This is a genomic window from Thioalkalivibrio sp. ALM2T (assembly GCF_000381505.1).
In the GTDB taxonomy this organism is placed as follows: Bacteria; Pseudomonadota; Gammaproteobacteria; order Ectothiorhodospirales; family Ectothiorhodospiraceae; genus Thioalkalivibrio; species Thioalkalivibrio versutus.
In genome coordinates this window covers 106,346-132,478 of record NZ_KB906560.1, presented here as the reverse complement: position 1 = coordinate 132,478, position 26,133 = coordinate 106,346, and the positions used below count along the sequence as shown (strand labels likewise).

30 protein-coding genes are annotated in these 26,133 nt (G+C 66.5%); 17 read left to right on the top strand and 13 right to left on the bottom strand.

The features are described from left to right. The first annotated feature begins 26 nt into the window (after positions 1 to 26). Together F816_RS0107530 and F816_RS0107525 are read left to right on the top strand one after the other, a co-directional pair. Positions 27 to 653 (top strand): hemerythrin domain-containing protein, encoded by a 627-nt coding sequence (locus tag F816_RS0107530; RefSeq protein ID WP_019594225.1) that lies wholly within the window; start codon positions 27 to 29, stop codon positions 651 to 653. Further along, positions 646 to 1,365 (top strand): hemerythrin domain-containing protein, encoded by a 720-nt coding sequence (locus tag F816_RS0107525; RefSeq protein WP_026333191.1) that lies wholly within the window; start codon positions 646 to 648, stop codon positions 1,363 to 1,365. Before F816_RS0107530 ends, F816_RS0107525 begins: the two co-directional genes overlap by 8 nt. Positions 1,366 to 1,410: 45 nt before the next feature. On the opposite strand, the gene F816_RS0107520 is transcribed toward F816_RS0107525, so the two are convergent. From F816_RS0107520 to rluB, 4 genes are all read right to left on the bottom strand, one after another. Next, the gene (locus F816_RS0107520; protein WP_019594223.1) at positions 1,411 to 2,598 is read right to left on the bottom strand and encodes a nitrate/nitrite transporter; all 1,188 of its coding nucleotides are present in this window, start codon (positions 2,596 to 2,598) and stop codon (positions 1,411 to 1,413) included. Between the two features lie 42 nt (positions 2,599 to 2,640). Then, the gene (locus F816_RS0107515) at positions 2,641 to 2,856 is read right to left on the bottom strand and encodes a lipopolysaccharide assembly protein LapA domain-containing protein (RefSeq protein ID WP_018144183.1); all 216 of its coding nucleotides are present in this window, start codon (positions 2,854 to 2,856) and stop codon (positions 2,641 to 2,643) included. A gap of 79 nt (positions 2,857 to 2,935) precedes the next feature. After that, on the bottom strand, positions 2,936 to 3,577 hold the full coding sequence (locus F816_RS0107510; protein WP_019594222.1) for an endonuclease III domain-containing protein: 642 nt from the start codon (positions 3,575 to 3,577) through the stop codon (positions 2,936 to 2,938). A gap of 5 nt (positions 3,578 to 3,582) precedes the next feature. Then, a complete protein-coding gene (gene rluB, locus F816_RS0107505; protein WP_019594221.1) occupies positions 3,583 to 4,605 on the bottom strand; it encodes a 23S rRNA pseudouridine(2605) synthase RluB in 1,023 nt (340 codons plus the stop codon). Positions 4,606 to 4,664: 59 nt separating this feature from the next. Between rluB and moaB the strand changes: the two genes are divergently transcribed. Together moaB and F816_RS14090 are read left to right on the top strand one after the other, a co-directional pair. Beyond that, positions 4,665 to 5,210, top strand: a complete 546-nt coding sequence (gene moaB, locus F816_RS0107500) for a molybdenum cofactor biosynthesis protein B (protein ID WP_019594220.1) — start codon at positions 4,665 to 4,667, stop codon at positions 5,208 to 5,210. Beyond that, positions 5,207 to 5,911 carry a hypothetical protein gene (locus tag F816_RS14090; protein ID WP_155998540.1) on the top strand — a complete coding sequence of 235 codons (705 nt, stop codon included), beginning with the start codon at positions 5,207 to 5,209 and terminating at the stop codon, positions 5,909 to 5,911. The genes moaB and F816_RS14090 overlap by 4 nt, the downstream gene beginning before the upstream one ends. A gap of 83 nt (positions 5,912 to 5,994) precedes the next feature. Here F816_RS14090 and F816_RS0107490 read toward each other — a convergent pair whose 3' ends face one another. From F816_RS0107490 to F816_RS0107475, 4 genes are all read right to left on the bottom strand, one after another. Then, a complete protein-coding gene (locus tag F816_RS0107490) occupies positions 5,995 to 6,426 on the bottom strand; it encodes a DUF488 domain-containing protein (protein ID WP_019594218.1) in 432 nt (143 codons plus the stop codon). Positions 6,427 to 6,433: 7 nt separating this feature from the next. Further along, positions 6,434 to 8,218, bottom strand: a complete 1,785-nt coding sequence (locus tag F816_RS0107485) for an N-acetylglutaminylglutamine amidotransferase (protein ID WP_019594217.1) — start codon at positions 8,216 to 8,218, stop codon at positions 6,434 to 6,436. 107 nt (positions 8,219 to 8,325) lie between these two features. Continuing rightward, entirely contained in the window at positions 8,326 to 9,213 is an 888-nt protein-coding gene (locus tag F816_RS0107480; RefSeq protein WP_255349500.1) for a LysR family transcriptional regulator, read from the bottom strand. Between the two features lie 295 nt (positions 9,214 to 9,508). Next, the gene (locus F816_RS0107475; RefSeq protein ID WP_019594215.1) at positions 9,509 to 9,898 is read right to left on the bottom strand and encodes a hypothetical protein; all 390 of its coding nucleotides are present in this window, start codon (positions 9,896 to 9,898) and stop codon (positions 9,509 to 9,511) included. A 47-nt stretch (positions 9,899 to 9,945) separates the two neighbouring features. Between F816_RS0107475 and sohB the strand changes: the two genes are divergently transcribed. The 6 genes from sohB (at position 9,946) to F816_RS0107445 (ending at position 14,952) form a co-directional block, all read left to right on the top strand. Beyond that, a complete protein-coding gene (sohB, locus tag F816_RS0107470) occupies positions 9,946 to 11,031 on the top strand; it encodes a protease SohB (protein ID WP_019594214.1) in 1,086 nt (361 codons plus the stop codon). A 77-nt stretch (positions 11,032 to 11,108) separates the two neighbouring features. Continuing rightward, the gene (locus F816_RS0107465; RefSeq protein ID WP_019594213.1) at positions 11,109 to 11,612 is read left to right on the top strand and encodes a DsrE family protein; all 504 of its coding nucleotides are present in this window, start codon (positions 11,109 to 11,111) and stop codon (positions 11,610 to 11,612) included. Between the two features lie 194 nt (positions 11,613 to 11,806). Then, complete coding sequence (locus tag F816_RS0107460; protein ID WP_019568638.1) at positions 11,807 to 12,271, top strand: DUF302 domain-containing protein; 465 nt, start codon at positions 11,807 to 11,809, stop codon at positions 12,269 to 12,271. A gap of 104 nt (positions 12,272 to 12,375) precedes the next feature. Beyond that, complete coding sequence (locus F816_RS0107455) at positions 12,376 to 12,879, top strand: ATP-dependent zinc protease (protein ID WP_019594212.1); 504 nt, start codon at positions 12,376 to 12,378, stop codon at positions 12,877 to 12,879. Next, on the top strand, positions 12,876 to 13,781 hold the full coding sequence (gene rimK / locus F816_RS0107450) for a 30S ribosomal protein S6--L-glutamate ligase (RefSeq protein WP_018144195.1): 906 nt from the start codon (positions 12,876 to 12,878) through the stop codon (positions 13,779 to 13,781). The genes F816_RS0107455 and rimK overlap by 4 nt, the downstream gene beginning before the upstream one ends. Positions 13,782 to 13,878: 97 nt before the next feature. Next, positions 13,879 to 14,952 (top strand): succinylglutamate desuccinylase/aspartoacylase family protein, encoded by a 1,074-nt coding sequence (locus F816_RS0107445; RefSeq protein WP_019594211.1) that lies wholly within the window; start codon positions 13,879 to 13,881, stop codon positions 14,950 to 14,952. A gap of 51 nt (positions 14,953 to 15,003) precedes the next feature. Here F816_RS0107445 and F816_RS0107440 read toward each other — a convergent pair whose 3' ends face one another. Further along, positions 15,004 to 15,441 (bottom strand): nucleoside deaminase, encoded by a 438-nt coding sequence (locus F816_RS0107440; protein WP_018950818.1) that lies wholly within the window; start codon positions 15,439 to 15,441, stop codon positions 15,004 to 15,006. A 101-nt stretch (positions 15,442 to 15,542) separates the two neighbouring features. Further along, complete coding sequence (locus F816_RS0107435; protein WP_019594210.1) at positions 15,543 to 16,016, bottom strand: aminoacyl-tRNA deacylase; 474 nt, start codon at positions 16,014 to 16,016, stop codon at positions 15,543 to 15,545. 92 nt (positions 16,017 to 16,108) lie between these two features. Here F816_RS0107435 and F816_RS0107430 point away from each other — a divergent pair, with 92 nt between their 5' ends. From F816_RS0107430 to F816_RS0107410, 5 genes are all read left to right on the top strand, one after another. Next, positions 16,109 to 17,104, top strand: a complete 996-nt coding sequence (locus F816_RS0107430) for an LLM class flavin-dependent oxidoreductase (protein ID WP_019568634.1) — start codon at positions 16,109 to 16,111, stop codon at positions 17,102 to 17,104. A 92-nt stretch (positions 17,105 to 17,196) separates the two neighbouring features. Next, positions 17,197 to 17,730, top strand: coding sequence for a macro domain-containing protein (locus F816_RS0107425; protein WP_019594209.1), 534 nt, complete (start codon positions 17,197 to 17,199; stop codon positions 17,728 to 17,730). A 43-nt stretch (positions 17,731 to 17,773) separates the two neighbouring features. Further along, positions 17,774 to 18,397 (top strand): phosphoribosyltransferase, encoded by a 624-nt coding sequence (locus F816_RS0107420; protein WP_019594208.1) that lies wholly within the window; start codon positions 17,774 to 17,776, stop codon positions 18,395 to 18,397. A gap of 148 nt (positions 18,398 to 18,545) precedes the next feature. Beyond that, positions 18,546 to 19,742: a tryptophan synthase subunit beta gene (gene trpB, locus F816_RS0107415; RefSeq protein ID WP_019594207.1), complete on the top strand. Its 1,197-nt coding sequence runs from the start codon at positions 18,546 to 18,548 to the stop codon at positions 19,740 to 19,742. Positions 19,743 to 19,838: 96 nt separating this feature from the next. Next, positions 19,839 to 20,105: a DksA/TraR family C4-type zinc finger protein gene (locus tag F816_RS0107410; RefSeq protein WP_019594206.1), complete on the top strand. Its 267-nt coding sequence runs from the start codon at positions 19,839 to 19,841 to the stop codon at positions 20,103 to 20,105. A 183-nt stretch (positions 20,106 to 20,288) separates the two neighbouring features. Here F816_RS0107410 and F816_RS0107405 read toward each other — a convergent pair whose 3' ends face one another. Continuing rightward, a complete protein-coding gene (locus F816_RS0107405; RefSeq protein WP_019594205.1) occupies positions 20,289 to 20,594 on the bottom strand; it encodes a hypothetical protein in 306 nt (101 codons plus the stop codon). Positions 20,595 to 20,846: 252 nt separating this feature from the next. Between F816_RS0107405 and F816_RS0107400 the strand changes: the two genes are divergently transcribed. Together F816_RS0107400 and F816_RS0107395 are read left to right on the top strand one after the other, a co-directional pair. Beyond that, positions 20,847 to 22,466 carry a BCCT family transporter gene (locus tag F816_RS0107400; protein ID WP_019594204.1) on the top strand — a complete coding sequence of 540 codons (1,620 nt, stop codon included), beginning with the start codon at positions 20,847 to 20,849 and terminating at the stop codon, positions 22,464 to 22,466. Between the two features lie 159 nt (positions 22,467 to 22,625). Continuing rightward, complete coding sequence (locus tag F816_RS0107395; protein ID WP_019594203.1) at positions 22,626 to 23,216, top strand: CPBP family intramembrane glutamic endopeptidase; 591 nt, start codon at positions 22,626 to 22,628, stop codon at positions 23,214 to 23,216. A 177-nt stretch (positions 23,217 to 23,393) separates the two neighbouring features. Here the strand turns inward: F816_RS0107395 and F816_RS0107390 are convergent, their stop codons facing one another. Beyond that, positions 23,394 to 24,671 (bottom strand): EAL domain-containing protein, encoded by a 1,278-nt coding sequence (locus F816_RS0107390; RefSeq protein WP_026333190.1) that lies wholly within the window; start codon positions 24,669 to 24,671, stop codon positions 23,394 to 23,396. Positions 24,672 to 24,745: 74 nt separating this feature from the next. Continuing rightward, positions 24,746 to 25,993, bottom strand: a complete 1,248-nt coding sequence (locus F816_RS0107385; RefSeq protein ID WP_051080091.1) for an HD domain-containing phosphohydrolase — start codon at positions 25,991 to 25,993, stop codon at positions 24,746 to 24,748. Between the last annotated feature and the right edge of the window lie 140 nt (positions 25,994 to 26,133).

Below are 26,133 nucleotides of genomic sequence, written 5' to 3'. Positions count from 1 at the left end.
ATACTTTAAGCTATATTCAATTTACATTGATCGAGATCAAGACGAGGCGCGAGCGCTTCGGCGAAAGTCGCCTGCTTCTTGACCACCATGCGAAGGTCCGATACCCGATGCGCGCGCAACTCCACGAAAGTGTTCCCGGATTCCAGCAGCCCATCGAGTTGCTGCGGGCGTGCCATCGCCGAATCCTCAACTCTCTGGACATCCTCGAGCGCCTGCCCGCCCATTTGGCCGACAAAGGCGCCGACGAAGAGGCACGCGGCGCCGCGCAACGGGTCCTGAACTACTTTCACGAGGCAGCGCCCAACCACCACGCGGACGAGGACCAGGACCTGTTCCCCGTACTGCGCCAGCACTGCGGCCACCCCGAGAGTCACCCGCAACTGTGCGAATGGCTGGACCGCCTGTCCGCCGAGCACGACGAGATCGAGGCCGGCTGGGATCGCCTGGAGCCGGCCCTGCAACGCATCGCCGCGGGCGAGCCGGCGGACCTCGACGGGGCCGACGCCTGGATACGCCAATACCGCATCCACCTCGATCTGGAAGAGCGCGCCGTACTCCCCTTTGCCGAGCACCTGCTAAGCCCGGAAGACCGCCGCGCCATCGGTGCCGCCATGGCCGCACGCCGAGGCATCGTGGGCGCAGACCGTGGCTGATTTCGTACTCGACCTCCGCGGCCTGGCCGAGCATGCCCACACCCGCGCGTACTACACCCTGCGCGAACTGCGCAGCGGTCAGGTCTTCGAGGTCTGGCTGGATCAAGAACCGAAGCTGCTGATGGACGCGGTGAGCCTGCAGCTGCGTCAGGCCATCCACTGGCAGGTGCTCGAAGACGGCCCGCCCTTGTGGAAGCTCGCGGTACAACGCCGCGAGGACGTCGCCCCGGTAGACCTGGTCGACCTGCTGGAACGCGATCACCTGCGCATCGACCGCCTGTTCGCCAGCGCCCTGCACAAGATCAACGCCGGCGACCTCGAAGGCGCAGCGCCGGATTTCCACGCCTATGTCGACGGCCTGCGGCGCCACGTGGAGGTGGAGAACGAACTGATCGTCCCCCTGCTGGACCTGCCCCGCAGCCCGAACGGCCAGGATCCCACCTCGATCATGCTGCGCGAGCACGACGAGATCCTGGAACAGACCGCGATGCTGGAACACGAATTCAGCGAAGGCGTGGACGAGGCCTGGGCCGTGGCCCCGTTCTTCGCCCTGATCTCCGGCGCGCTGGCCAAGCACGAGGGCCGCGAGGAACAGAACCTGTTCCCGCACTGGAGCCGCGCCCTGCGCGAACAGCCCGATGCCGCCGCCGATCTGTTCCAGCGCGCACAGACCCTGCTGACGGCACCCGACCCGGCACCCCACAGCAACTGAGCGCCCCGCAGGGCTGCGCGGCCGCCGCAGCCCGGCACTCTATAATCAATCCACGGCTTCCCGGGCGCGATGCGGCGCCGACAGGCGCGCCAGCGCCCAAAGCCCAAGCAACGGGCCGGGCAGCAACAACCACAGGACCCAAACCCCGCCATCCGCCCATAACCAGCCGGTCAGCCAGATGCCCGGCAGGGTCAGCGCAAAGCCGATTGCATTCATCACGCTCAACGCGGAACCCACGGCATCCTCCGGCGCGCTGTCCGCGGCCAGCGCGGAGAACTGGGGCGAGTCCGCGATCACCGTGAGCCCCCACAGCGCCAGGAGGCCGAACAGCAACCAGGGCGACTGCCCCGCAAGCAGCGGGTACAGCAGACAGGCCAGGCCCGAGGTTGCCAGTGCCACCCGCGCCACACGCAGGCTTCCCAGGCCCCGACTCAGGCGACCGCCCCAGACACAGCCCGCCAGACCCAACGCGATCACGCCAAAGGCCAGCCACGGAATCAGGGCCGCATCGGCCTCCATCCGTGCAAGCTCACGGGCTACCAGCAGAGGCACCAGCGTCCAGAACGCATACAGTTCCCAGCAGTGCCCGAAGTAGCCCCCGGCCACGGCGCGAAAATCCCACCGTGCCAGGGCATGGAAGCCCTTCCCGAGCCCCGGCGTGCGCCCCGGTGGCGGCAGATGCGGGCCATCCCCCAGACGCAGGATCATCAGCGCGGCCAGCAGGGCCAGGCCCGAGGCCAGAAGCACGGGCACCGCCCACGGGAAATCGAGCGTGGCGCCACGCAGCAGATGCGGGAGCGCGGTCCCCAGGGTCAGCATTCCGAGCAGCCAGGACAGCGCCCAGCCCTTGTACTGCGGGGTCCAGCCGATCACCAGCTTCATGCCCAGCGGATAGACCCCGGCCAGTGCCAGCCCGACCAGAAAGCGCGTCAGCAGGGCCAGCTCCCAGACGCCGGCGAGCAGGATGAAGATGGCGTTGAGCCCGGCCCCGAAAAGCGCCGAAATGGCGAACACACGACTGGCGCGAAAGCGATCCGCCAGCCCCGTGGCGGCGACCGCCAGGGTCCCGGTGATGAAACCGAGCTGGGTGGCTATCGTGAGCCAGCCGATCTCGGCGGGCGACCACCCCAGTGCCTGCTGCAGCGACAGCCCGACCCCGTTGACCGAAAACCACAGTGACGTCCCGAACAGCTGCGCCACCACGATCACCGCCAGCGGATGGCGGCGGATCATGTCAGCCATCGAGGGATGCCGCCCCGAAGGACACCACGCGGCTCAACGACTGGCGCCGCGTATCCAGCGCTTCAGCAATGCGACCAGGGCACCCCCGGAGACCAGGCCCAGCAGGTAGATTCCGACAATCAGCAGCGCCAGTGGCAGGGTTACGTACAGGGTGAGGAAGTTGAGCGTTACGAGACGCAGGTTCTGGATCGCAAAGATCGCAACCACCGCGACGAACACGATAATCAACAGGGTGTACAGGTAACGCATGGGACCTCCCTGGTCAGTCGGACATGCCTCTCAGGTTCCGGCGCCCCGCCGCGGGCGTCAACCGGCCGGGCGGTGGGTTTCAGGCCTCGGCGTGGGTGCAGTGCTGCCGCACCGGACAGGCATCACAGCGCGGACGCGGCCGGCAGCGCTCCTTGCCATGTTCCACGATCAGCGCGTGCAGGTCGTTCAGCGCCGCCACATCCGGCCCCAGTGCCACCTCGACGTGCGCGCGCAGCGCATCGTACGGAGCCCGTGCCTGCGGCAGGTCCAGACGCTCGAACAACCGGCGGGTGTAGGCATCCACCACGAACACCGGGCGCTCGAAGGCGTACAGCACGATATCGTCGGCGGTCTCCGGCCCGACACCCTTGACCCCCAGCAGCGCCGCGCGCAGCGCGTCGGTGTCCAGCGCCGCCAGACCCTCGATCCCGCCGGACGCCTCCAGGAAGGCCAGCAGGTGGAGCAAGCGATCCGCCTTCACGTTGAAATAGCCACTGGGACGAATGTGTGCGGCCAACTCTTCCCGGCTCAGGGCCATCAAGCCCTCCGGCGACAGCGCGTCGATACCGCGCAAGTTGGCCAGCGCCTTCTCGACGTTGGTCCAGCTGGTGTTCTGCGTCAGCACCGCGCCGACCATCACCTCGAACGGAGTCTCCGCCGGCCACCACTGCAGGTCGCCGTACTCCGCGCGCAGGGCATCCAGAAGCTCGGGGATCCGCACGGGGGCTACCGCTGACGGCTACCGCCCGGTTTGCCACCGCCGCCCGAGCGGCCGCCGGGTCGACCACCCGCAGGCTTCGCGCCCCGGGAGCCGCCGCGCCCCGCGGGGGACGAAGACTTGCCCGGCTTCTTCGGCGGCGACGAACTCCAGCCGTCCTCGCGCGCCGCCCGGCTGGTGCGGGCCTTGCCCGCCGGCGCCGCCTTGCCCACCGACTCCGTCTTACCGGGGCGTTTGTCCCGCGGCTTGCCACGCGGATCGCGCCGCGGACCGCCGCGCCCACGCGTGGGTACGGAGTCCGGCACGGGCAGGTCCGCCGCCTCGTACAGCCCGGCCACCTCGCGGGTCTCCAGATCCCGCACCGCACCGGTCTTCAGCCCATGCCCGAGGACCACCGGCCCGTAGCGCACCCGGATCAGGCGGCTGACCGTGACCCCGACCGCATCCCACAGGCGGCGCACCAGCCGGTTGCGGCCTTCGCTGACCACCACATGAAACCAGTGATTGGCGCCTTCCCCCCCCTGCTCTTCCAGACTGTCGAAACGGGCCGCGCCATCCTCCAGTTCCACACCTTCGCGCAGCATGTCCTGGGTCGCCGGCGGCACCTCGCCCAACACGCGCACCGCGTACTCGCGTTCCAGGGCCATGCTCGGGTGCATCAGCCGGTTGGCCAGTTCGCCATCGGTGGTGAACAGCAACAGGCCCGAGGTATTCAGGTCCAGCCGTCCCACGGCCACCCAGCGCTGCCCCTTCAACCGCGGCAGGCTGGCAAACACCGGCCGCCGCCCCTCGGGGTCCGAGCGGCTGCAGATCTCGCCCACCGGCTTGTGATACACGAGCCACCGATGCGGATGCTCCGGGCGCCGCACGATGCGCCCGCGCACGCGGATCACGTCGTGCTCGTCGACCTGGTCGCCCAGCTTCACGGTGCGGTTGTTCACCTGCACCTCGCCGCGCTCGATCCAGCCCTCGATCTCGCGCCGCGAACCCAGCCCGCGCGCCGCCAGGACCTTCTGTACCCGCTCCGACATTCCCGGAACTCCAGCAACTCATTAAGATGGACGCCACGATACACCAACAGGACGTTGCCATGACCGATTCCGCGCCGGAAACCACGCCCGTCAAGACACCGCTGAACATCGCCGTGCTCACCGTCTCCGACAGCCGCGAACTCGCGGAGGACCGCTCCGGCGACGCCCTGGTGGAACGCCTTGAAAGCGCCGGTCACCGGCTGGCCGAGCGCAAGATCGTGAAGGACGACATCTATGCCATCCGCGCCGAACTCTCGTGCTGGATCGCCGATCCCGCTATCGACGCGGTGCTGACCACCGGCGGCACCGGCATTACCGGCCGCGACGGCACCCCCGAGGCCGCCTCGGTCCTGCTGGACAAGACCATCGAGGGCTTCGGCGAGCTGTTCCGCATGCTCTCCTTCGATGAGATCGGCACCTCCAGCCTGCAGTCGCGCGCCCTGTCCGGCGTCGCCAACGGGACCTATCTCTTCGTGCTGCCGGGCTCCACCGGCGCCTGCCGCACCGCATGGGATCGCATCATCCGCGCCCAGCTCGACGACCGCACCATGCCCTGCAACCTCACCATGCTGATGCCCCGCCTGAAAGAGAACCACCCGAAATGACCGCGACCCAAAACCACCCATTGCCTGACCGGTGGAGCCATCACCTCGCCGCCATACTGGCCATTACCAGCATCGCAACGCTCCTGCTCGCCCTCATGCCCTGGCTGCTTGGAGAAGGCTCTACGGCCCAGCTTATGCAGGAACACGGGCCGCTCGAGAACACCAGCACCCTGCTCTGGCTCCTTGCCATCGTGCTGGTGGTCGCCCTTCATTCTCGCCGCCATATCCAGTCATGGGCCTTTGCCGTGCTGTTTGCCGGATTTGCGGCCCGAGAACACGACTGGCACAAGACGTTCACCGGCGAGAGCATGCTCAAGGACGACTACTACCAGTTCAGCAATGACCCCCTGTGGGCCAAGGTACTGGCCGGCGCGATCGCGCTTGTTCTGATCGTGGCGCTTTTGTTTGTGCTGGTCCGGGTGTTCCGCTTCATAATCCTCGAAGGCGGATGGCGCCGCGCCTCGGGACTCTGGCTAACCGCGGGCTTCGCCCTGCTGTTCATCACCAAGACACTGGACCGGTCTCCCGGCATCCTCAAAGAAGACTTCGGCGTGGAACTGCCCCTTTCCAACGTCCTGTTTCTCAGCCTGGAGGAGGGACTCGAGATCGTGATGCCCGCCTTCATCTGTATTGCCATTGTCCTGTTCTGGCGCGAAACCCGACACGCGCAACACCCCACGCCCCTGTTTCGCACTGGATAAGGATCAATCGGGCGTATCCGGTAACTACACCGTCATCGGGCAAGGCCCACCGTCACGGCATCGGCGACAAGGCTCCCGAGGGCTCAATCCGGCTCTTCTTGATCGGGCTCGTCGGGGGCGAAGCACACCGGTGAGGCCCGCTCGCTGTTGGTGGTTTCCTCGGCGCGTTCCGCCTCGAGCAGATCCCGCAAGAATGAGGCATGGCCCCATTCCACGTCGCGGGTGGCGGTCAGCAGGGTCAGGCGCCCCCGGCGGGCATACCCCAGCAGTCGGCCCCACGCATCGGGGGCCGCGTCGAGTTCGGTCCGATAACGGCGGCAGAATTCGCGCCAACGGTGGTGGTCGTGGCCAAACCAACGGCGCAGTTCGGTAGACGGCGCGACTGCCTTTTCCCATGCATCCAGCGCGAGCGCGGATTTCTTCACCCCACGCGGCCACAGGCGGTCGACCAGCACACGCGTCCCATCCCCGGGGTCGACCGGGTCGTAGACGCGCCGGATCCGCACCCGTTCCATGCGGCGATTACCGGTCCACGTGGGTCTGCAGCCAGTATTCGAGCAGGGCGGCGTGCCAGAGCTTGGAGCCCTGGATGCGGGTGAAGTACTGGTCGGGCGCGTCCAGCAACTTGTCGATGTAGGCCGGCTGATAAAGGCCCCGCTCGCGCGCGGCGCGCGAGGTAAGGATGTCGCGCATGAACTCGAGGAAATCGCCGCGCACGTACTTCAGCGCCGGCACCGGGAAGTAGCCCTTGGGCCGATCCAGCACCGCGTCCGGCAACCGGCCGCGCGCGATACGGCGCAGCACGTCCTTGCCGCCATCGCCCAGCTTCAGGTGCGGCGGCATCGCGGCGGCGGTCTCCACCAGCTCGTGGTCCAAGAACGGCACCCGCGCCTCCAGGCCAAAGGCCATGGTCATGTTGTCCACGCGCTTGACCGGGTCGTCCACGATCAGCGTGGTCGCATCCAGCGCCAGCACGGCGTCGATGAAAGAATCCGCGCGGTCGGTCTCCAGTTCGGCGAACTGCTCGCGCAGCCAGTCACCAGTGACGTCGTTCGCCGGCGGGTGACGCAGCATCTCGGCCATCTCCGGATGATCGCGGTCGAAGTAGTGGCGCCGGAAGCGCTCTACCCAGTCGCCATGGCGATCCTCCGCCATCTGCGGATACCAGAAGTAGCCGCCGAAGACCTCGTCGGCGCCCTGCCCGGACTGCACGACCTTCACATGCTGCGAGACCTGCTCGGACAGCAGGTAGAACGCGACCGCATCCTGGCCAAACATCGGCTCGGCCATCGCCCCCACGGCCTCCGGCAGCCGGGCCAGCACCTGATCGTTGGGGATCAACGTGGCCTGGTGGTCGGTCGCATAGCGCTCCGCGACGGGGTCGGAATACTCGAACTCGGAGCCCTTCTCCTCCGGTTGGTCCTCGAAGCCAACGGTAAAGGTGCGCAGATCCTGCGCACCCTCCTCCATCGCCAGCGCGACCAGCAACGACGAATCCAGCCCGCCGGAGAGCAGCACGCCGACGGGCACATCGGCCACCTCCAGCCGCTTGCGCACCGCCTGGCGCAGCGAATGCTCGATGCGCTCCTGCCACTCGCCGTCCGATACCGGCTCGGCCGGGCGGTGTGCATGCAGCGTCCAGTAGCGCTGCAGCCGCTCCTGCCCACGTGCATCAATGCTCAGGTAGTGCCCCGGCTCCAGCTTGCGGATGCCGCGCAGCACGGTACGCGGCGCGGGCACCACCGCGTGCAGCGAGAACAGCATGTGCAGGGCCTCCGCATCCAGCTCGGTGTCCACGTCGCCGGCCGCCAGCAGCGCCTGGGTGTTGGAGGCGAAGCGGATGCCCTCGCCGACGCGGGCCAGGTACAGCGGCTTGATGCCCATGCGATCACGCGCCAGCAGCAGACGCTGGGCGTTGCCATCGAACAGTGCGAACGCGAACATCCCATGCAGCCGCGCGACGATGCCCTCGCCCCACTCGGCGTAGCCGCGCAGGATGACCTCGGTGTCGCCGGTGGAGAAGAAACGGTGGCCGCGTCCTTCGAGTTCGCTGCGCAGCGCACGGAAGTTGTAGATCGCGCCGTTAAACACCAGCGCAAGCCCGGTTTCCGGATCGAACATCGGCTGGTGCGCGCGCTGCGACAGGTCCAGGATCGACAGCCGCCGGTGGCCCAGGGCGACTCGACCGGAGGCCCACAGGCCATCGGCGTCCGGCCCGCGCCGCTCCAGGCAGGGCAGCATGCGCGCCACGGCCTCGCTGCTCGCGCGCCGGTCCCCCCAGACGAATTCTCCTGCGATCCCGCACATGGTTGGTTCCTTGTTGTGGTTTCGTGTTGGGTTGTGCTTTGTGGCCATTGTCCGGCGCGGGCGGGGGCTTCGCGGGCAAGCCCACTCCCACAAGCGATGATTGGCTACTAAGGCTCGCCTCGGAAGGCCTGCTCCAGTGCGTCCATCAGGGACTGGCTGGCCGCGCCGGCGCGGTCACGGTCCGCATGCGTGATGTAGAACGGCACCGCGTGCCGCGCCCCGGCCTCCAGATTCAGTTCGACCAGGCCTCCCGCGACAAGATCCTCGGCGATCCGGTCCTCCGGCATCCAGGCGAAGCCGATACCGGAGCGCAGGATCTCGCAGGCCGTACCCATGTGCGACACCGTCCAGCGCTGGTCCGCCTCCACCCAGCCGCCCTCACCGGAGGCCTGGTCACCCGAGTCCCGCACCACGACCTGGCGGTGCGGCTGCAGATCGCGCCGGGTCAGCGGCGCTTCACCCTGCGCCAGGGGATGCGAAGGGTGCGCCACGCACACCATCGACAACTCGCCCAGGCAGGTCCCGAGGTAGCCGGATGGCAGTTCCGGACCCAGCAGGATGTCCACCGCCGCTTCGCGCAGCAGATCCGGCCCACCGCTCAGCACCACCTCGTGCAGCTGGATGCGAGTGGCCGGGTAGGCCCGTGAGAACCCCTCCAGGGCCCCGATCACCGGCGCCCGCGGCAGGAGCTGATCCACTGCCAGCCGGATTTCGGATTCCACCCCGGCGGCCAGCGCCCCGGCCAGGGTCTCGATCTCCGCTGCCTCTTCCAGCAGGTGGCCGGCCCGGCGCAACAGCGCCGCGCCAGCCGCGGTGAGCACCGCCTTGCGGCCCTTGATCTCGAAGACGTCCACACCCAGCTGTTCTTCCAGCTTCTGCACCGCGTGGTTGATGCTCGACGGACTCTTGTGCACCCGTTCCGCAGCACGCGCAAAGCCCCCGGCGTCCACCACCGCCTGCAGCATGCGCCACTGTTCGAGAGTGACGCGGATCAATCTACCCGCTCGCGCTGGTGCCGCGGGTTTCCCGAGACCTGGCGCGGCGCGCCACCGAGCGTGATGCTACCGGCCGGTTTTTGTCTGTCTCTGGTCGCAACACAGGGTCGGGAAACCTGGGGCACCAACCCTACAAACCATTGAATGACGCGCCTCGGCCACGTTTGCCTTCTAGAGTTGGGCCCGCTGACGGCGTTGCGCCTCCCTTGGGCAGAGCGAGGGCATGGCAGTCGCTCTGCCGGGTCAGCGAGCACAATCGACTCGAGCGCGAGTGCGGACATTGATCAGTGTTTCCCTAGTGTTCCTCGGGGCAGCCGCAGCCCGGATTGTGGGTCCGCGCATGCCATTCCTCACGCATGCGGGCATAAGCCGCGCCGGTCAGCAGGACCAGGTGTACGGTGGAGGGATAGATCCGCCCGTCCAGGCGCAGGGTCTCGGTGAGCTCGGGGTCGCGGCCTTCCGGGATGTAGAAGAAGTCCACGCCCTCGCGCAGCTGATGCTTGCGCGCCTTGAACATACGGAAGGCCGTGCCCTTGGGCACGCCGTTCCATGCATCGACCTGGCGCAGACTCAGGGTCGCATACCCGGCATGGATGATCGGCTCCGGCGTCGGACCGGCCGCGGAACCTTCCTGGCCGTGAAACCGTCCCGCGCTACGAGGGTCTTCAACTGTATTGGTATCCATGCTGGCATTATGCCTGCGCGGACATCCCGGCTCATCAAGGACAGCCAATGGAATTTCTTCAGGAGTACGGACTTTTCGTCGCCAAGGCCGCCACGGCCGTCATCGCCGGGCTCATCGTGTTGAGTGCGATCGCCGGCCTGGTCGGCCGGTCGCGCGAGGGCAAGCCGGACCGATTGCACGTCAAACGCCTGAACGATCGTTTCGAGCGGATGGAGAAGACCGTGCGCCGGGCGGTGGAGCGCCGCCGCGGGCGGATGGAACGCCTGCGCCACTGGGCCGCACGCAAGCTGCCGCGCAAGGGGATGGGGGACTCGACCGCCACAACCGAAACCGAACAAACCGACAAGCTCGGTGGCACGCGTTCCGACCGCGAGGCGGATGCCGAACGCCCGCGCGTGTACGTCCTGCGCTTCGACGGTGATATCCGCGCCTCCAGCGTCGAGAGCCTGCGCGAGGAGGTCACGGCCATCCTCACCATGGCGCGACCGGAACAGGACCGCGCCATCGTCTGCCTGGAGAGCCCCGGCGGGCTGGTACCCTCCTACGGGCTCGCGGCCGCCCAGCTGACACGCCTGCGCGAAGCCGGGCTGGACCTGACCGTGGCGGTGGACCGCGTCGCCGCCAGCGGCGGCTACATGATGGCTGCAGTCGGTCACCGCATTGTCGCCGCGCCATTCGCGGTGCTCGGCTCGATTGGCGTGGTCGCCCAGATCCCCAACTTTCACCGCTGGTTGTCGCGCAACGATATCGACATCGAACTGCTGACCGCTGGCGAATACAAGCGCACCCTGACCATGCTTGGCGAGAACACCGACGAGGGCCGCAAGAAATTCCGCGAACAACTGGAAGAGGCCCACGAGCTATTCAAGACCTTTCTCGCCCGCTACCGCCCGCAACTGGACCTGGACCAGGTCGCCACCGGCGAACACTGGTACGGCGAACAGGCCCGCGAGATGGGGCTGGCCGACGAACTGCGCACCAGCGACGATCTGTTACTGGAGCTGACCCGCGAGGCGGACGTCTTCGAACTGACCTATCACCGCCCGCAGACCCTGGGCCGGCGCATCACCTTTGCGATGGAATCCATCCTCGAGCGCGTTTTGCGCAGCCAGGGGCCGGAAACCCGGATGTAATGTCCACTTGCCGGGGAACGCTTTGGCGGGCGAGCGCGTCAACCTCACACGATCTACTGCAACAATCGGAGTCCCCCATGAAACGAAACAACCACCTACTGACCCGTCTTCTGCTGATCCTGCTGGCCGCCGCCAGTCTCATGGCCACGCCGCTTGTGGCCGGCGCGGACGACAACCTGCCCTGGGGCTCGGCCGAAAAGATGGACCGGCAGTACGAGCCCCGCAAGGTGGTCTACGACGTGTATACCAGCAGCCCCAGCGAGCTGGAGGGCGCACTGGACCGTGTGAGCATGCTGAACAACGTCTACGAGGCGGACCCGTTCGAATCGCACATCGTCCTGGTGCTGCACGGTGCCGAGGTGCCGTATTTCACTCGCGACGAGTTTGGCGAGCACGAGGAACTGATGCGCCGCGCCCGCTCGCTCACCCAATCCGGCAATATCGAGTTCCGCATGTGCGAGGCCTCGGCACGCCTGCGCGGCATCGACGTGGAAGACGTGCATGGCTTCGTGAACGTAGTACCGATGGCCGATGCCGAGATCATCGAACTGCAGCACGAAGGCTATCTGCTGATGCAGTAATCCTCGAACGGTGTTCGGCCACCCAGGGCCGAGCACCGTGCACGGGCCTTGTCCCATGACCCGGTCACGCTTCCGCGGACCGGTCGCTGAAAATTCTGCATGGGTCGTCTACCTTTTCCGGACGTGATGACGAAACCACCCGGTCGATCATCGCCACTCGCTCGACGCACCCATTGCTGCACAAGGACTTTGTCATGAAGAAGACGCTACTGACCGCTCTGTTGCCCCTGGCCCTGATCGCGACCCCGGCGCTGGCCGCCGACGTACCCGGGATGATCGCCAAGGCCAGCCCGCATTCCGCCTCCGAGACCCTGGATCGGCTGGAGAATGCCCTGGAAGCCAACGATATCGGCGTCGCCCTGCGCTGGGACCACGCCGCCAAGGCGGACGGCGTGGATATCGAACTCGGCCCGACCGAACTCCTGATGTTCGGCAACCCGGCGCTCGGCAGCCACTTGTTCACCAGCCAGCAGACTGCCGGCATCGACCTGCCAATGAAGGCGCTGGCGTGGACCGACGCAGACGGCCAGACCTGGCTCGCCTACAACGATCCGGAATGGATGGCCGAGCGCCACGGCATCGAGGACCGCGATGACATCCTCGATACCATGAGCAACGCGCTGGACAACCTGACCAACGCAGCAATCGCCGAGGACTGAGCACCTGCTCAATCCCCGCCGCACGGGCGCAGCCCTGCTGACGTTCACTCGCGCCGGGCGGGCGATTGGTTATAGTGAGGCTTCCATCCTTTCCGGGAGCCGACGTGGATCGCCCGTCCCCTTCCAGCCAAACCTCACCCGACATCCGCGACCGGCCCATCCTCGGCTGGCGTGAATGGGTCGGCCTGCCCGACCTCGGCATCCCCGCGATCAAGTGCAAGGTCGATACCGGAGCCCGCAGTTCGGCGTTGCATACCTTCCAGATCGAACCCTTCACGCGTGATGACCACGATTGGGTGCGCTTCGGCATCCACCCCCACCAGCATGATAGCGAGACCGAAGTCTGGTGCGAGGCACCGGTGCTGGATGTCCGCAAGGTGACGGATTCCGGCGGGCACACCGGGGAGCGCTACTTCATCGCCACCCGGGTGCAACTCGGTGCCGTAGTACTGCCAGTTGAACTCTCCCTGACCAGCCGCGATACCATGCTCTTTCGCATGCTGCTCGGCCGCGAGGCCATGCGCGGTCGCTTTCTTGTCGACCCCCAGGCCTCGTTTGTCGCCAGCCACCGACCGCAAATCCCTACAGCCCAGCAGGCGCCTGAATGAAACTCGGCATCCTTTCGCGCAACAGCAAACTCTATTCCACCCGACGCCTGGTCGAGGCGGCCGAACAGCGCGGCCACGAGGTCCGTGTGGTGGATCCGTTGCGCTGCTACATGAACATCACTGCGCACAGCCCGCAGATCCACTACAAGGGCGACATCCTCGACCAGTTCAACGCGGTCATCCCGCGGATCGGGGCATCGATCACCTTCTACGGGACCGCAATCCTGCGCCAGTTCGAGATGATGAACGTCTACCCGCTGAACGAGTCGGTGGCAATCTCGCGTTCACGCGACAAACTGCGCAGCCTGCAGTTGCTCTCGCGCCGCGGCATCGGCCTGCCGGTGACCGGGTTTGCCCACTCGCCGGATGACATCGATGACCTGCTGGCGACCGTGGGCGGCGCGCCCTGCGTGATCAAGCTGCTGGAAGGGACGCAGGGGCTGGGCGTGGTACTCGCCGAGACCAAGCAGGCGGCCGAGAGCGTGATCCAGGCCTTCATGGGCCTGAAGCAGCACATCCTGGTGCAGGAATACATCCAGGAGGCCAAGGGCTCGGATATCCGCTGCTTCGTGATCGGCGACAAGGTCGTCGCAGCGATGAAGCGCCAGGCCAAGGACGGCGAGTTCCGCTCCAACCTCCACCGCGGCGGTAGTGCCTCCCTGTGCCGGATTACTCCGGAAGAACGCGCCACCGCCGTACGCGCGGCCAAGGTCATGGGCCTGAACGTCTGTGGCGTGGATCTGCTGCGTTCCAATCACGGTGCGGTGGTGATGGAGGTGAACTCCTCGCCCGGCCTGGAGGGCATCGAGAATGCCTCGGGCAAGGATGTGGCGGGCATGATCATCGAGTTCATCGAGAAAAACGCCAAGCCCAACCGGACGAAGACCAAAGGGAGCGGCTAGTGTCCTCGAGTCGCAGGGCTACACTTCACTCGCAGCGGGTGGACCGCACGCAAGAGCGACCCGCGCGGGCGTATGCGCATTATTCGGTGGCTCCCTGATGCCCGGCATACCCCGCTCACTGCGCAACAAGCCGATCACCATTGGTGGCACCACCGTCCGCCCCGGCGAGCGGCGCACGGTGGAGCTGGAACTGGGAGCGCTGTACACCCACACCCCGACCAACATGCCGGTACAGGTGCTGTGCGGTCGGCGCAAAGGGCCGGTGCTGTTTGTCAGCGCCGCCATCCACGGCGACGAGATCAACGGCGTCGAGATCATCCGCCGCCTGCTGAAAGTCCCGGCCCTGCGGCGCATGAAGGGAACCCTGATTGCCATCCCTGTGGTCAACATGCACGGCTTCATCAACCAGAGCCGCTACCTGCCCGACCGGCGTGACCTGAACCGCTGTTTCCCCGGCTCGCAGAAGGGCTCACTGGGGGCTCGCGTGGCGCGCCTGTTCATGCGCGAAATCGTGCAGAACAGTACCCATGGCATCGACCTGCACACCGGCGCCATCCACCGCTCCAACCTGCCGCAGATCCGCGCCAACCTCGATCACGCCGAGACCCTCGATCTGGCGCGCGCCTTCGGGGCCCCGGTGATTCTCAACTCGGCCCTGCGCGACGGCTCTCTGCGCGAGGCCGCCGCGGAACGGGAAGTCCCCATCCTGCTGTACGAGGCCGGCGAGGCCCTGCGCTTCGACGAGCTCTCCATCCGCGGCGGGGTGCACGGCATCATCGAGGTGATGCGCCATCTGGGCATGCTGCCGGCCGTACGCCGGCGCCCGCGCAAGGAACCCATCATGGCGCGCACCAGCGGCTGGGTCCGTGCGCCCCAAAGCGGCATCCTGCGCACCTTCGTGCGCCACGGGGACCGCGTGGTCCGCGACCAGACCCGCCTGGCGATCATCTCCGACCCGTTTGGCGAAACCGAGACCGAGATCCTCGCCCCGGCCTCCGGCATCATCATTGGTCAGCTCAACCTGCCCCTGATCAACGAAGGGGACGCACTGTTCCACATTGCCCAGTTCAACCGCACGGACCTCGCCGTGGAACGCCTGGAGACCTTTCAGGAAAACCTGGAGGCCAGCGACTACCCCTACGCCGATCAGCAGCGGCTCGAGACGCCCTGAAGGAGACGCAGAGGGACACGCCGGGCGCGGCTCTTGCGCCGGCTATCCGGCTCAGTGGCCGATATCCTCGTGCCACAGCTCGGGGTGCGTCTCGATAAACGCACGCATCAGTTCGCGGCAGCCCGGGTCCTGGACCACGTCCACCTGGATGCCGTGACCGCGCAACCACGCCTCCTCCCCCAGGAACGACTCGTTCTCCCCGATCACCACTCGCGGAATACCGTAGAGGACGATCGCGCCGCTACACATCGCGCAGGGCGAGAGCGTGGTGTAGAGCGTGCATTCGCGATACACCTGCGCCGGCTGCCGGCCGGCGTTCTCCAGCGCATCCATCTCCGCATGCAAGATCGCGCTGCCTTGCTGCACCCGCCGGTTGTGCCCGCGCCCAATCACCTCGCCCCGGTGCACCAGTACCGAACCGATCGGGATCCCCGCCTCACCCAACCCCGTACGCGCTTCGTCGAGCGCCATCTCCAGAAACGGATCCATCGTCGTCACCCAGTTGTCGCAACGAATTCAGGCTGACGGTAGACGATGTGGCATTGCAAGATCGAATCCGCCCCACGCGTGAGACGCTCATGGAGCGGGCGTCAGATGTGGGCGCTGAACTGGCCCCGCCGCGGCTGGCCGAGCAGATGGAGGAAATCCGTTTCGCGCAGGCGGACGAGCGACGCGTGATCGCCGGCCTCGAAATACACGTTGCGCTGTTCCAGCACGCTGTCATCAAGCAGGGTTTCCAGCCCGTAAGCCGCGCCCAGAGCGGGGATTGCACCGCGTTCGCAGTCAGCAAAGACGCTGGCCACCTCGTCCTCGGTAGCCAGGCCCACGTGCTCGCCCAACAACCGGTGCAACTGCCCCAGTTTTACGCGGCGCGTGGCCGGTACGACGGCCAATCGGTACTGTCCATCCTCCTCGACCAGCAACACCGCCTTGGCCACGGCGTCGCCCGGCACATGGGCCGCCTCAGCCGTGCGGCTGGCCGAATTGGAATGCGGATGGGGCACCAGCTGGTAGGCCACCGCATGTTCCGCCAGAAAGTTGTTCAGGGTCCCGGGGATACTCATGGCGCACGCTCCGCAGTGTCTTCCTTCGACTATAGACCCCACCGGGATCGCCTACGTCTGCACGGATCCAGCAGGTCGGTACAATCAAGCATATGACTGCCTTTTCCGTACTCGACCTGGCCCCGATCACCGCTGACGGGGACGCCACCCACGCCTTGCACAACACCCTCGATCTTGCGCAACACGCCGAGGCCCTCGGCTTCCAGCGCTACTGGCTGGCGGAACACCACAACATGCCCGGCATCGCCAGCGCAGCCACGGCGGTGGTGATCGGCCAGGTGGCAGCCGCCACACAGCGCATTCGGGTGGGTGCCGGGGGCATCATGCTGCCCAACCACGCCCCGCTGGTGGTCGCCGAACAGTTCGGCACCCTGAACGCGCTGTACCCGGGCCGCATCGACCTCGGGCTGGGGCGCGCACCCGGCACCGACCCGACCACCGCGCGCGCCCTGCGCCGGGCCCCGGATATCGACCCCGACCAGTTCCCGCGTGACGTCGCCGAGGTGCTGGGCTATTTCGACGACCCCCAGCCGGACCAGGTGATCCGCGCCATCCCCGGCGCCGGCCAGCACGTGCCCGTCTGGATCCTCGGTTCCAGCCTGTTCGGTGCCCAGCTGGCCGCGCAGATGGGCCTGCCGTATGCGTTTGCCTCGCACTTCGCGCCCGGGCATTTGATGAACGCGCTGGAGCTGTACCGCAGCCAGTTCCGGCCTTCCGCATGGCTGGATCGTCCCTATGCGATGCTCGGCTACAACGTGTATGCCGCCGACACCGACGCCGCGGCGCGGACGCTGGCCAGTTCCATGGAACAGGCCTTTGTCAGCCTGCGGCGGGGTCGCCCCGAACCGATCCAGCCGCCGATCGAGGGCTACCGCGAACGCCTCGACCGCGCCGAACGCGCGATCGTCGAACAGACGATGGCCTGTTCCGCGATTGGCGCGCCGGACACGGTGGAAACCGAGATCCGCCAGTTTCTCGACCAGACTGGCGCCGACGAACTGATCGTGACCACCTCGACCTTTGACCATGCGGCGCGCCGGCGCTCACTGGAACTAACGGCGGAGGTGCGCGACCGAATCACCATGTGAAAACCGGACCACCTGTTCACCCGACCGAAATGGGGCTCTATGCTTGAGGCGACGGCTGGAGTGGCCGAGTCCATTCAGAAACAGGGGGACACATGCGCGCCAAGGTCCACGGCATCACCATCGAATGCATCACCGGCAATATCGCCGCCCAGCGCGACATGGACGCGGTCGTCAATGCCGCCAACGCCTGGCTGCGGCCCGGCGGCGGCGTGGCCGGGGCCATCCACCACGCCGCGGGGCCCGGCCTGGAGCGTGAATGCCAGCCCCTGGCCCCGATCGAACCCGGCCAGGCCGTACTGACCGGTGCCCACAACCTGCCCAATCGCTTCGTAATCCACTGCCTGGGACCGGTCTACGGGCACGACGAACCGGCCAGCCGGTTGCTGGCTGCCTGCTATCGCAACGCCCTCACCCGCGCCGAAGAAGCCGGGGCCTACAGCATCGCATTTCCCGCGCTGTCCACCGGGGCCTTCGGCTACCCCGTCGAGGAAGCCGCCCGCATCGCTCTGGAAACCGTGATCGCCGCCACGCCACGACTGGATGCCGTCGGCCATGTCCGCTTCGTGCTGCATACCGAGGGCGATTTGGAGATCCACACCCGCATCCTTGGCGAACTGACGGCATGATCACCGCCGTTCCCACGGCTTCACACCTCCACGAGCTCCACCGATGAACCCGCCGCGCAAGATGCCCGTGCAGTTGATCCCGGTCGAGGAGGTGGTCCGCCGCGCCGACGATCTGGCACGCCAGATACGGGCCAGCGACTTTCGGCCGGACACGATCGTAGCCATCACCCGCGGCGGGTTCATGCCCGCGCGATTCTTGTGCGACTTCCTCCGAGTGCACAAGCTGCTCAGCCTCAAGGTTGAGCACTACACCTCGGGCGCGCGCGAAAAACAGCGAGCGGCCGTTACGATCCCGCTGGCCGGGGATGTGCGCGGCGAACGGGTCCTGCTGGTCGACGACGTCAACGACTCCGGCGACACCCTGGTGGCCGCCCGCCCCCATCTGGAGGGCTTCCAACCGGCCGCCGTGCGCACCGCCGTGCTGCATGAAAAGGCCAGCACCCAGTGCCCCGCCGATTTCCACAGTCAGGCCGTGCAGGAGTGGCGCTGGATCCTCTACCCCTGGGCCGTCATCGAAGATGTCGGCCAGTTCGCCCACGAAATGGACCCGCCCCCGACCACCGCCACCGAGCTGCGCACGCGTCTGCTGCAGGACTACGGCCTCGAGCTCGACGCCGCTCAATTGGACCGCGTAATCCGCTACAACGACCTGCCCTTTTCCGCGTAGGACGACGCGGACCGGGATCCACCCGGGTTGGCAATCGGGTTCGGGGAACGGATGATATGGACCCGGCCCGGTCACCCCGGGTCACGAAACCCGATCCGACCCAACGGGCCTTTCCACCCAGCCCACCAACCTGGCATCGAGACTGCCCATGGCGTATCTCAAGGATTTCCCCAACCCGGAAGGCTACTTCGGCGAATTCGGCGGCGCCTTCCTGCCGCCGGAGCTGGAACCGCATTTCGCCGAGATTAACCACGCCTATCGGACACTGGCGCGCTCCGGCGATTTCCTGAACGAACTGCGCTACATCCGCAAGCACTATCAGGGGCGCCCGACGCCGGTGTACTACGCCCATAACCTGAGCCGCTCGGTGGGCGCGCATATCTATCTCAAGCGCGAAGACCTGAACCACTCCGGCGCACACAAGCTGAACCACTGCATGGGCGAGGCGTTGCTGGCCAAGCACATGGGCAAGAAGAAATTGATCGCCGAGACCGGGGCCGGCCAGCATGGTGTCGCGCTGGCCACCGCGGCCGCCTACTTCGGCATGGAGTGCGAGATCCACATGGGCGAGATCGACATCGCCAAGGAAGCACCCAACGTGACCCGCATGAAGCTGATGGGGGCCCAGGTGGTGCCCGTCTCCTTCGGCGGTCGCTCGCTGAAGGAGGCCGTGGATTCCGCCTTCCAGTCCTATCTCTCACAGGCGGACGAGGCCTTGTTCGCGATCGGTTCCGTGGTCGGGCCGCACCCGTTCCCGCTGATGGTGCGCAACTTCCAGTCGGTGGTCGGCATCGAGGCCCGCGAGCAGTACCTGGAGATGAGTGGCGGCGAGTTCCCTGATCACGTGGTCGCCTGCGTCGGCGGTGGCTCCAACGCCATGGGCATGTTTGCCGGCTTCATCGAGGACTCTCAGGTGCAACTCAACGGCGTGGAGCCGCTGGGGCGCGGCACCAAGCTCGGCGAGCACTCCGCCACCATGACCTACGGCAAGCCGGGCATGATCCACGGCTTCAAGTGCATGCTGCTGGCCGACGAGGAAGGCAATCCGGCCCCGGTCCACTCCATCGCCTCCGGCCTGGACTACCCCGGCGTCGGCCCGGAACACTCCTACCTGAAGACCACCGAACGCGTCGCCTACCACGCGATCAACGACGACGCGGCCCTGGAAGCCTTCTACCAGCTCTCGCGCACCGAGGGCATCATCCCGGCCCTGGAAAGCGCCCATGCCGTCGCCTGGGCCATGAAGCACGGCCGCGAGAACCCCGGCACGACGATCCTGGCCAACCTCTCCGGTCGTGGCGACAAGGACATCGACTATGTCGCCCGCGAGTTCGGACACGGATAGCCCGCCTCGCCAATACGGCTCGGAGGCGGCGCTACGGGAACTTCAGGCCAGGTTGCGCCGGTCTCAGTCTTGTTGACCACGGGCGGAGGCCTCGCGATGGCAGGCGGATGGGCAAAAGACGGTGCGGAGCAGGAGCAGATCGACAACACGGCCGAGGACGCCCTGCAACGGGTGCGCAGCCAGATTCCCACCGGAGAAGGTCTGAAAGAGTGCGAGGAATGCGGGGCGTCGATTCCCGAAGGCCGGCGCCAGGCCCTGCCGGGCGTGCGCCTGTGCGTGGGCTGCCAGGAGGCGGAGGACGCGGCACAACACGCCACCAGCCCCTACAACCGGCGGGCCTCCAAGGACAGTCAGCTGCGTTGAGCCCGCCCTAGGGAAACACGGATTAATGTACACGCTCGCGTTGGCACCCCAGTTTTTCCGAGACAAGGCGCGTCGTGCAGCGGGTAGTGGTTCTACCCGCCCGTTTTTGATGTCTTCGGGGCACAACGCAGGATCGGGGAACCTGGGGTGCCAACGCGAGCGTGTACATCAATCAGTGTTCCCCTAGAGATACTTCATCCGGCCCCGGATGGACTCCAGATCGGATGTGACGTCCTTAAGGGTCGCGCCATCGTCGTCACTGCCAACCACCAGCCCCTTGCCGGAAACCGGGATCACGCTGTCGATCTGAAAGCGCCCGGTGGTTCCGCGCAGGAAGCACTCTTCGTCGAAGAACAGGCGATCACCATCCGGCCCGATCTCGTCGGACTCGAGCGTGTCGTACCCGATCAGCCGGGCGATGTCGTCACGCCCTTGGACGTCCACGGCTTCGATCGTCTGCTGCTCCGGATCAATCAACAAGGCCTTCATTCGGTTCCCCTCTGCACATGGGTTCATCGTCGCTACTACGGTAACGGTGCTTGGACCGCGGGGCCACTGCGAGCATGCCCTGTGTGCGCCTGCTGCCTCCGGGAGACGCGGATCCGTGTCCCCATAACGCCCGTGCAACCAATCTGCAAAAGGGCTTTGCAATTTGCCGATTGCCCGTCTTTACTCAACGAGGTCGCCGCGCGCCGAGGCTGACGCAGGCACCCGATAAAAACAAGAAGCGAGGAGGAGGCGGTGAACGAGAATCCGCACGATCTCGAAGAGCAGAAAAAGGAACTGGAAGCCGAATACGACACCGAGCACGAGATCGGCGAGCAGAACATCAACCCGCTGGGGCTGGACCTGCACAATCCGGTCTTCGTCACCAGCGCCCTGTTGATTATCGTATTCGTCATCCTGTCCCTGGTCTTTCCGGAACAGGCGAACGAGCACCTCGACAACACACGTCAGTGGATCGGCCGCACCTTCGACTGGCTGTTCCTGTCGGCCGGCAACATCTTTGTCCTGTTCTGCCTGGCCCTGATCGTCCTGCCCATCGGGCGCATCCGCATCGGCGGCCAGGACGCCAAGCCGGAATTCTCGGTCATTTCCTGGTTCTCGATGCTGTTCGCCGCGGGCATGGGCATCGGCCTGATGTTCTGGAGCGTCGCCGAACCGGTGGGCTACTTCACCGAATGGTTCGGCACACCGCTGGGGATCGAAGGCGGGACCGAAGAATCCCGGCAGGCCGCGCTGGGGGCCACCATGTACCACTGGGGCCTGCACCCCTGGGCGATCTACGCGGTCGTCGGCCTGGCACTCGCGTTCTTCACCTATAACAAGGGCCTGCCGCTGACCATCCGTTCGGCGTTCTATCCCCTCCTCGGTGAGCGCGTCTGGGGCCCGATCGGCCACGTGATCGACACCCTTGCCGTGCTCGCCACCATGTTCGGCCTGGCGACCTCACTCGGTCTGGGTGCACAGCAGGCCGCCTCGGGCATGGAGTTCCTGTTCGGCATCGATTCCGGCCTGAACACCCAGGTCGCCATCATCATCGGCGTGACCATCATCGCCCTGCTGTCGATCATGCGCGGCATCCATGGCGGGGTGAAGCTTCTCAGCAACATCAACCTGCTGTTCGCCGCGCTGTTGCTGCTGTTCGTGATGATCGCCGGAGGCGTCCTCGCATTCCTCTCCAACATCGGCACCACGGTCACCGGGTACGTGCAGTACTTCATCCCGCTCAGCAACCCGGTTGGGCGCGAGGACGAGACCTTCTACCATGCCTGGACCATCTTCTTCTGGGCCTGGTGGATCTCCTGGTCGCCGTTCGTCGGCATGTTCATCGCCCGCGTCTCCCGCGGCCGCACCGTGCGCCAGTTCGTCACCGCCGTACTGCTGGTGCCGACCCTGGTCACCGTGGTCTGGATGAGCGCCTTCGGGGGTTCCGGGCTGACCCAGGCGCGGGACGGCATCGGGGCCCTGGCAGACGGCATCTCCGACTCCTCCCTGGCCCTGTTCCAGATGCTGGAGCACCTGCCGTTCACCGCCATCACCTCGTTCCTGGCGATCGCCCTGGTGCTGGTGTTCTTCATCACCTCCTCGGACTCGGGCTCCCTGGTGATCGACTCCATCACCTCAGGCGGCAAGACCGATGCCCCGCAGTCCCAACGCCTGTTCTGGGCCACCACCGAGGGCGTGGTTGCGGGGGTCCTGCTCGCGGTTGGCGGTGCAGCGGCCCTCAATGCATTGCAGGCAGGGGCGGTGAGCACCGGCCTGCCATTCGTCATCGTGCTGCTGCTGATGTGCGTCAGCCTGATGAAGGGACTGTTCCACGAACTAGCCCTGATCCGCATCGAGGAAGCCAAGACCTGACGCCGGCCCCCGTCGGATGGCCACCACAGGCCATCCAGCCTCCTACCCGGCCCCCGCGCCCGCCGGTCTCGGCGCCGCGGGGCCGTTCCGTTGGGGACAACCACCCCCGGAATCGGGCATCCTCTCGCGGATGAGTCCACATGCCCCGGCCCAACACCCATGAGCTTCCGTCAAACGGTCGCGCGACACCCGCTGCTGGCCGGACTGGCCTTTCAGGCCGCGCTGATCCCGCTTGCCCTGATCCTGGCCCGGGTGGCCGGCATCTCGCTCGACGAGCGAATCGACTGGAGCCTGGAGGCCGCCGCACTGGGCACCCTTGCCGTGTTACCCATGCTGATGCTGCTCGGCGCGCTCGCGATCAGCGGCTGGGAGCCCTACCGCGCACTGGCCGACCAGGTCCGAGATTTCGTGCACCCGCTCTTTCGTCACGCCCTGCCTGGCGCCGTGCTGCTGATCTCCATCCTCGCCGGCGTGGGCGAGGAGCTCCTGGTGCGCGGCGTGCTGCAGGGCTGGCTGACCGAACGCTGGTCACCCGAGTGGGCGATCGTCGCCGCGGCGATCGTGTTTGGGCTCGCCCATTCGATCAGCCGCCTGTACTTCGTGTTCGCCACCGTCATCGGGCTCTACCTCGGGGTGCTCTATCACCTGACCGGCAACCTGCTGGTGGTGGTCGTCACCCATGCCCTGTACGACTGGATCGTCATCCACTGGTACCTGCGTTCACGCGATGCCGGCAGGGGCGGCGCATGATCACCCAGGGATCACCCACGACGAACGGGCCGGCCAAGCCCCGCCTTGCCACTGCTGGATGACCATCCACAGGCGGGGGGCGACGTGACCGATTGTTTGTTCCCGGAGCACGCGACAGGCTTCCGGACTACGGGATCGGTGCGCTGGCGCGCCGCAACGAGGACGGGTTGGGCGCGTTCAGCCCGCGCCCGGGTCACGGCCCGCGCGCGTCTGTTCCATGAATTGCGCCAGGCGCGCCGGCCGGCCGAGATAAAAACCCTGCACCAGATCACAGCCCAGAGCGCGCAGGCGGTCGAGGGTTTCCTGATCTTCCACGCCCTCGGCCACCACGCTCAAGCCCATCTTCTGGCCGAGCCCGATCATGGATTCCACGATGCGCTGGTGCGGCCGGCTGGACACCAGTTCGTGGACAAAGGTCATGTCGATCTTGAGCTCGTCGAGCGGCATCCGCAGCAGCCGCTCCATCGACGAATAGCCAATACCGAAGTCATCCATGGACACCCGCAAGCCCAGGTCCTTCATCCCGTGCAGGGCCGCACGCGCCTCGGCGTCGTGACTCTCCATCACCGCCGTTTCGGTCAGCTCCACCGTGACGCTCTCCGCCGGCACCTGCCAGACCTCCAGTGACTGCGCCACCAGATCCACCACCTCCCGTTCCTGCAGGTCATCGGCAGAAAAGTTCACCGAGACCCCCGCGTCCAGTCCGGCCTGGCGGTACTCGGCACACTGGCGCAGGGCCGTGTTGAAGACCCAGTGCGTCAGCCGGGGCATCAGGTCCGTTCCCTCCGCCGCCCGCACCATGGTGTCCGGACGGATCGAGCCATACTGCGGGTGATCCCAGCGCAACAGGGCTTCCACCGATTGCACGCAGCCCGATGCCAGCGCGACCTGTGGCTGATACTCGAGGTGCAGGCTTCCCTCCTCGATGGCCTGCCCCAGCTGGGACCACAGATCCACGCCCTCCAGCATGGTCACCGCCGCCTCCGGGGCATACAGGCGCAGGCGCGCCCGAGCCCGTCGCGCCTGCCGAACTGCGGCATAGGCATGAGCCAGCAAATCCTGCGGGCGCACCACCCGGGGGCCCGCCAGCGCCAGCCCGGCACGCGGCCAAAGCAGCACCTGCCGCTCACCACAGGCAAACGGTTCACTCAACACCCGCAACATCTTGTGGGCCGCCAGTTCGGCGAACCCACTCCCGGCCACGGCCGGCTGCGCACAGGTGATCTGATGGCGTCCGGTGATACCGACCAGGCCGTCCGCCAGGGCGCGGGCCAGCGCCTGACCCGCGTTCCGGATCAGTTCGTCTCCCGCGGCGTACCCCAGGGCCGCGTCCACGTCCCTTAGCCCCTCCAGTTCGATGACGGTCACGGCTGCTTGCGCCCCGGCCTCCTGCGGGCACGGGGAAATCCCGTCCAGGGCACGGAGAAAATCGTGATATTCAAACAGCTTCGACATCGACAGAAGTCCGGCGGCTACGCCCATGCGGCGAAATCAGTAGATGCGGTCCCCAATACGGAATACGCATCTGCTCAAAGATAATAGCGCGCCGGATCGACCCCGTAGGCACCCGCCGGAAGGTCGCGCAGGATCTGCCGCCGCGCCCCCTCGGAATCCGGTGCAGACGACCCAAGATCCAGCTCCCACGGGTCGGGATACGGCATATGGGACGGATCGAGGATGCGCATCACCCGGGGCATGAAGCGCTGCGTGCGGCGGTGACTCAGCACGATCGCGACCTCGCCGTTGTCCAGCTCCACCAGGCTGCCCACGGGAAACAGCCCCACGCAGTGGGTGAACTGATCCACCAGCGCCGAATTCAGCCCCCAGCGTGCGTTCTCCCGCAATTCCTTCAGGGCCTCGAACGGGGTCCCGGCCAGGCCGCCCTCCGTCAGCATCTCCTCGTAGGAATCCACGATAGCCGCCATGCGCGCATAGGCATTGATCTGGTTGGCCACCAGACCCCGTGGGTAGCCACGCCCGTCCTCGCGTTCGTGGTGCTGGGCGACAATGTCGCGCACGCCCTCCGGGATCCCGTGGGAGCGCTGCAGGATCGCCTCGCCATATTCCACATGGCGCTGAATCTCACGCCGCTGATCCGGGGACAGCCGCGTGCGGCGCCCCAGGAGCGCCCGCGACATTTGCATCTTGCCGATATCCATCAGCAGGCCACCCAGCCCGAGGATCGACAACTCGGCTCGATCCAGCCCCATGTGCCGGCCCAGTGCCAGAAGGTGGATCGCGACATTGAGCGAGTGGCCGTACAGCACATCGTCCGAGTGGCTAAGCCTGGCCAGCAGCAGCAGGGCGTCGGGGTTGCGCTCCACACTCTCGCGCAACGCCTCGGACGCCTCGCGGGCCGCCGCCAGACGTATCCCGGGATTGCGCTCCATGCCGGCTCGGATCTGCTCCAGCACACGCCCGGCAATCGCCTGAGCCTCCTTTGCCGCCGGGAGCTCCTGCTCCACCGAGCAGTGATCGCGATAAACCGTCATGCCGCGGAACTGGGCGGCCTCGGCCGGGCTCGAGGCCGTCACGGCAGTCCGCGCGGACGTCGCGGCCGATGACAGCCGGCTCAGCGCCGCCGGCGCGCTCTTCTCCAGATCAACGAACACATGCACACAATGGCGAGCGAGCTCGTCGATATCGTCCTGCGAGCGAATCCGCACCCCCTCGACCAGATAGGGCGTCTCCAGCCACGGACGATCGAGCCGGCTGACGTACATACCAACCTGCAGATCGGAAACCGGGATCTCCTGTTGTAACAGTCCCCAGGGCATACCACTGTTGTCCAACTGTCGCATCTGGCCGCCATAATGTTCGACCAGCTTTGCATCATCTCCACCTTAGCGCCACTTATCGAGAGGCAACAGCGATTGAGTGCAGAATCCGTTAGTCGTTCGCAAAAGCCGGCATCCGG

Coding starts and splice junctions, on each gene's coding strand:
- F816_RS0107520 (WP_019594223.1), bottom strand. CDS start 2,598: ATGATCCGCCGCCATCCGCTGGCGGTGATCGTGGTGGCGCAGCTGTTC.
- F816_RS0107515 (WP_018144183.1), bottom strand. CDS start 2,856: ATGCGTTACCTGTACACCCTGTTGATTATCGTGTTCGTCGCGGTGGTT.
- rluB (WP_019594221.1), bottom strand. CDS start 4,605: ATGTCGGAGCGGGTACAGAAGGTCCTGGCGGCGCGCGGGCTGGGTTCG.
- moaB (WP_019594220.1), top strand. CDS start 4,665: ATGACCGATTCCGCGCCGGAAACCACGCCCGTCAAGACACCGCTGAAC.
- F816_RS14090 (WP_155998540.1), top strand. CDS start 5,207: ATGACCGCGACCCAAAACCACCCATTGCCTGACCGGTGGAGCCATCAC.
- F816_RS0107490 (WP_019594218.1), bottom strand. CDS start 6,426: ATGGAACGGGTGCGGATCCGGCGCGTCTACGACCCGGTCGACCCCGGG.
- F816_RS0107485 (WP_019594217.1), bottom strand. CDS start 8,218: ATGTGCGGGATCGCAGGAGAATTCGTCTGGGGGGACCGGCGCGCGAGC.
- F816_RS0107475 (WP_019594215.1), bottom strand. CDS start 9,898: ATGGATACCAATACAGTTGAAGACCCTCGTAGCGCGGGACGGTTTCAC.
- sohB (WP_019594214.1), top strand. CDS start 9,946: ATGGAATTTCTTCAGGAGTACGGACTTTTCGTCGCCAAGGCCGCCACG.
- F816_RS0107465 (WP_019594213.1), top strand. CDS start 11,109: ATGAAACGAAACAACCACCTACTGACCCGTCTTCTGCTGATCCTGCTG.
- F816_RS0107460 (WP_019568638.1), top strand. CDS start 11,807: ATGAAGAAGACGCTACTGACCGCTCTGTTGCCCCTGGCCCTGATCGCG.
- rimK (WP_018144195.1), top strand. CDS start 12,876: ATGAAACTCGGCATCCTTTCGCGCAACAGCAAACTCTATTCCACCCGA.
- F816_RS0107445 (WP_019594211.1), top strand. CDS start 13,879: ATGCCCGGCATACCCCGCTCACTGCGCAACAAGCCGATCACCATTGGT.
- F816_RS0107440 (WP_018950818.1), bottom strand. CDS start 15,441: ATGGATCCGTTTCTGGAGATGGCGCTCGACGAAGCGCGTACGGGGTTG.
- F816_RS0107435 (WP_019594210.1), bottom strand. CDS start 16,016: ATGAGTATCCCCGGGACCCTGAACAACTTTCTGGCGGAACATGCGGTG.
- F816_RS0107430 (WP_019568634.1), top strand. CDS start 16,109: ATGACTGCCTTTTCCGTACTCGACCTGGCCCCGATCACCGCTGACGGG.
- F816_RS0107425 (WP_019594209.1), top strand. CDS start 17,197: ATGCGCGCCAAGGTCCACGGCATCACCATCGAATGCATCACCGGCAAT.
- F816_RS0107420 (WP_019594208.1), top strand. CDS start 17,774: ATGAACCCGCCGCGCAAGATGCCCGTGCAGTTGATCCCGGTCGAGGAG.
- trpB (WP_019594207.1), top strand. CDS start 18,546: ATGGCGTATCTCAAGGATTTCCCCAACCCGGAAGGCTACTTCGGCGAA.
- F816_RS0107410 (WP_019594206.1), top strand. CDS start 19,839: ATGGCAGGCGGATGGGCAAAAGACGGTGCGGAGCAGGAGCAGATCGAC.
- F816_RS0107405 (WP_019594205.1), bottom strand. CDS start 20,594: ATGAAGGCCTTGTTGATTGATCCGGAGCAGCAGACGATCGAAGCCGTG.
- F816_RS0107395 (WP_019594203.1), top strand. CDS start 22,626: ATGAGCTTCCGTCAAACGGTCGCGCGACACCCGCTGCTGGCCGGACTG.
- F816_RS0107390 (WP_026333190.1), bottom strand. CDS start 24,671: ATGTCGAAGCTGTTTGAATATCACGATTTTCTCCGTGCCCTGGACGGG.
- F816_RS0107385 (WP_051080091.1), bottom strand. CDS start 25,993: ATGCCCTGGGGACTGTTACAACAGGAGATCCCGGTTTCCGATCTGCAG.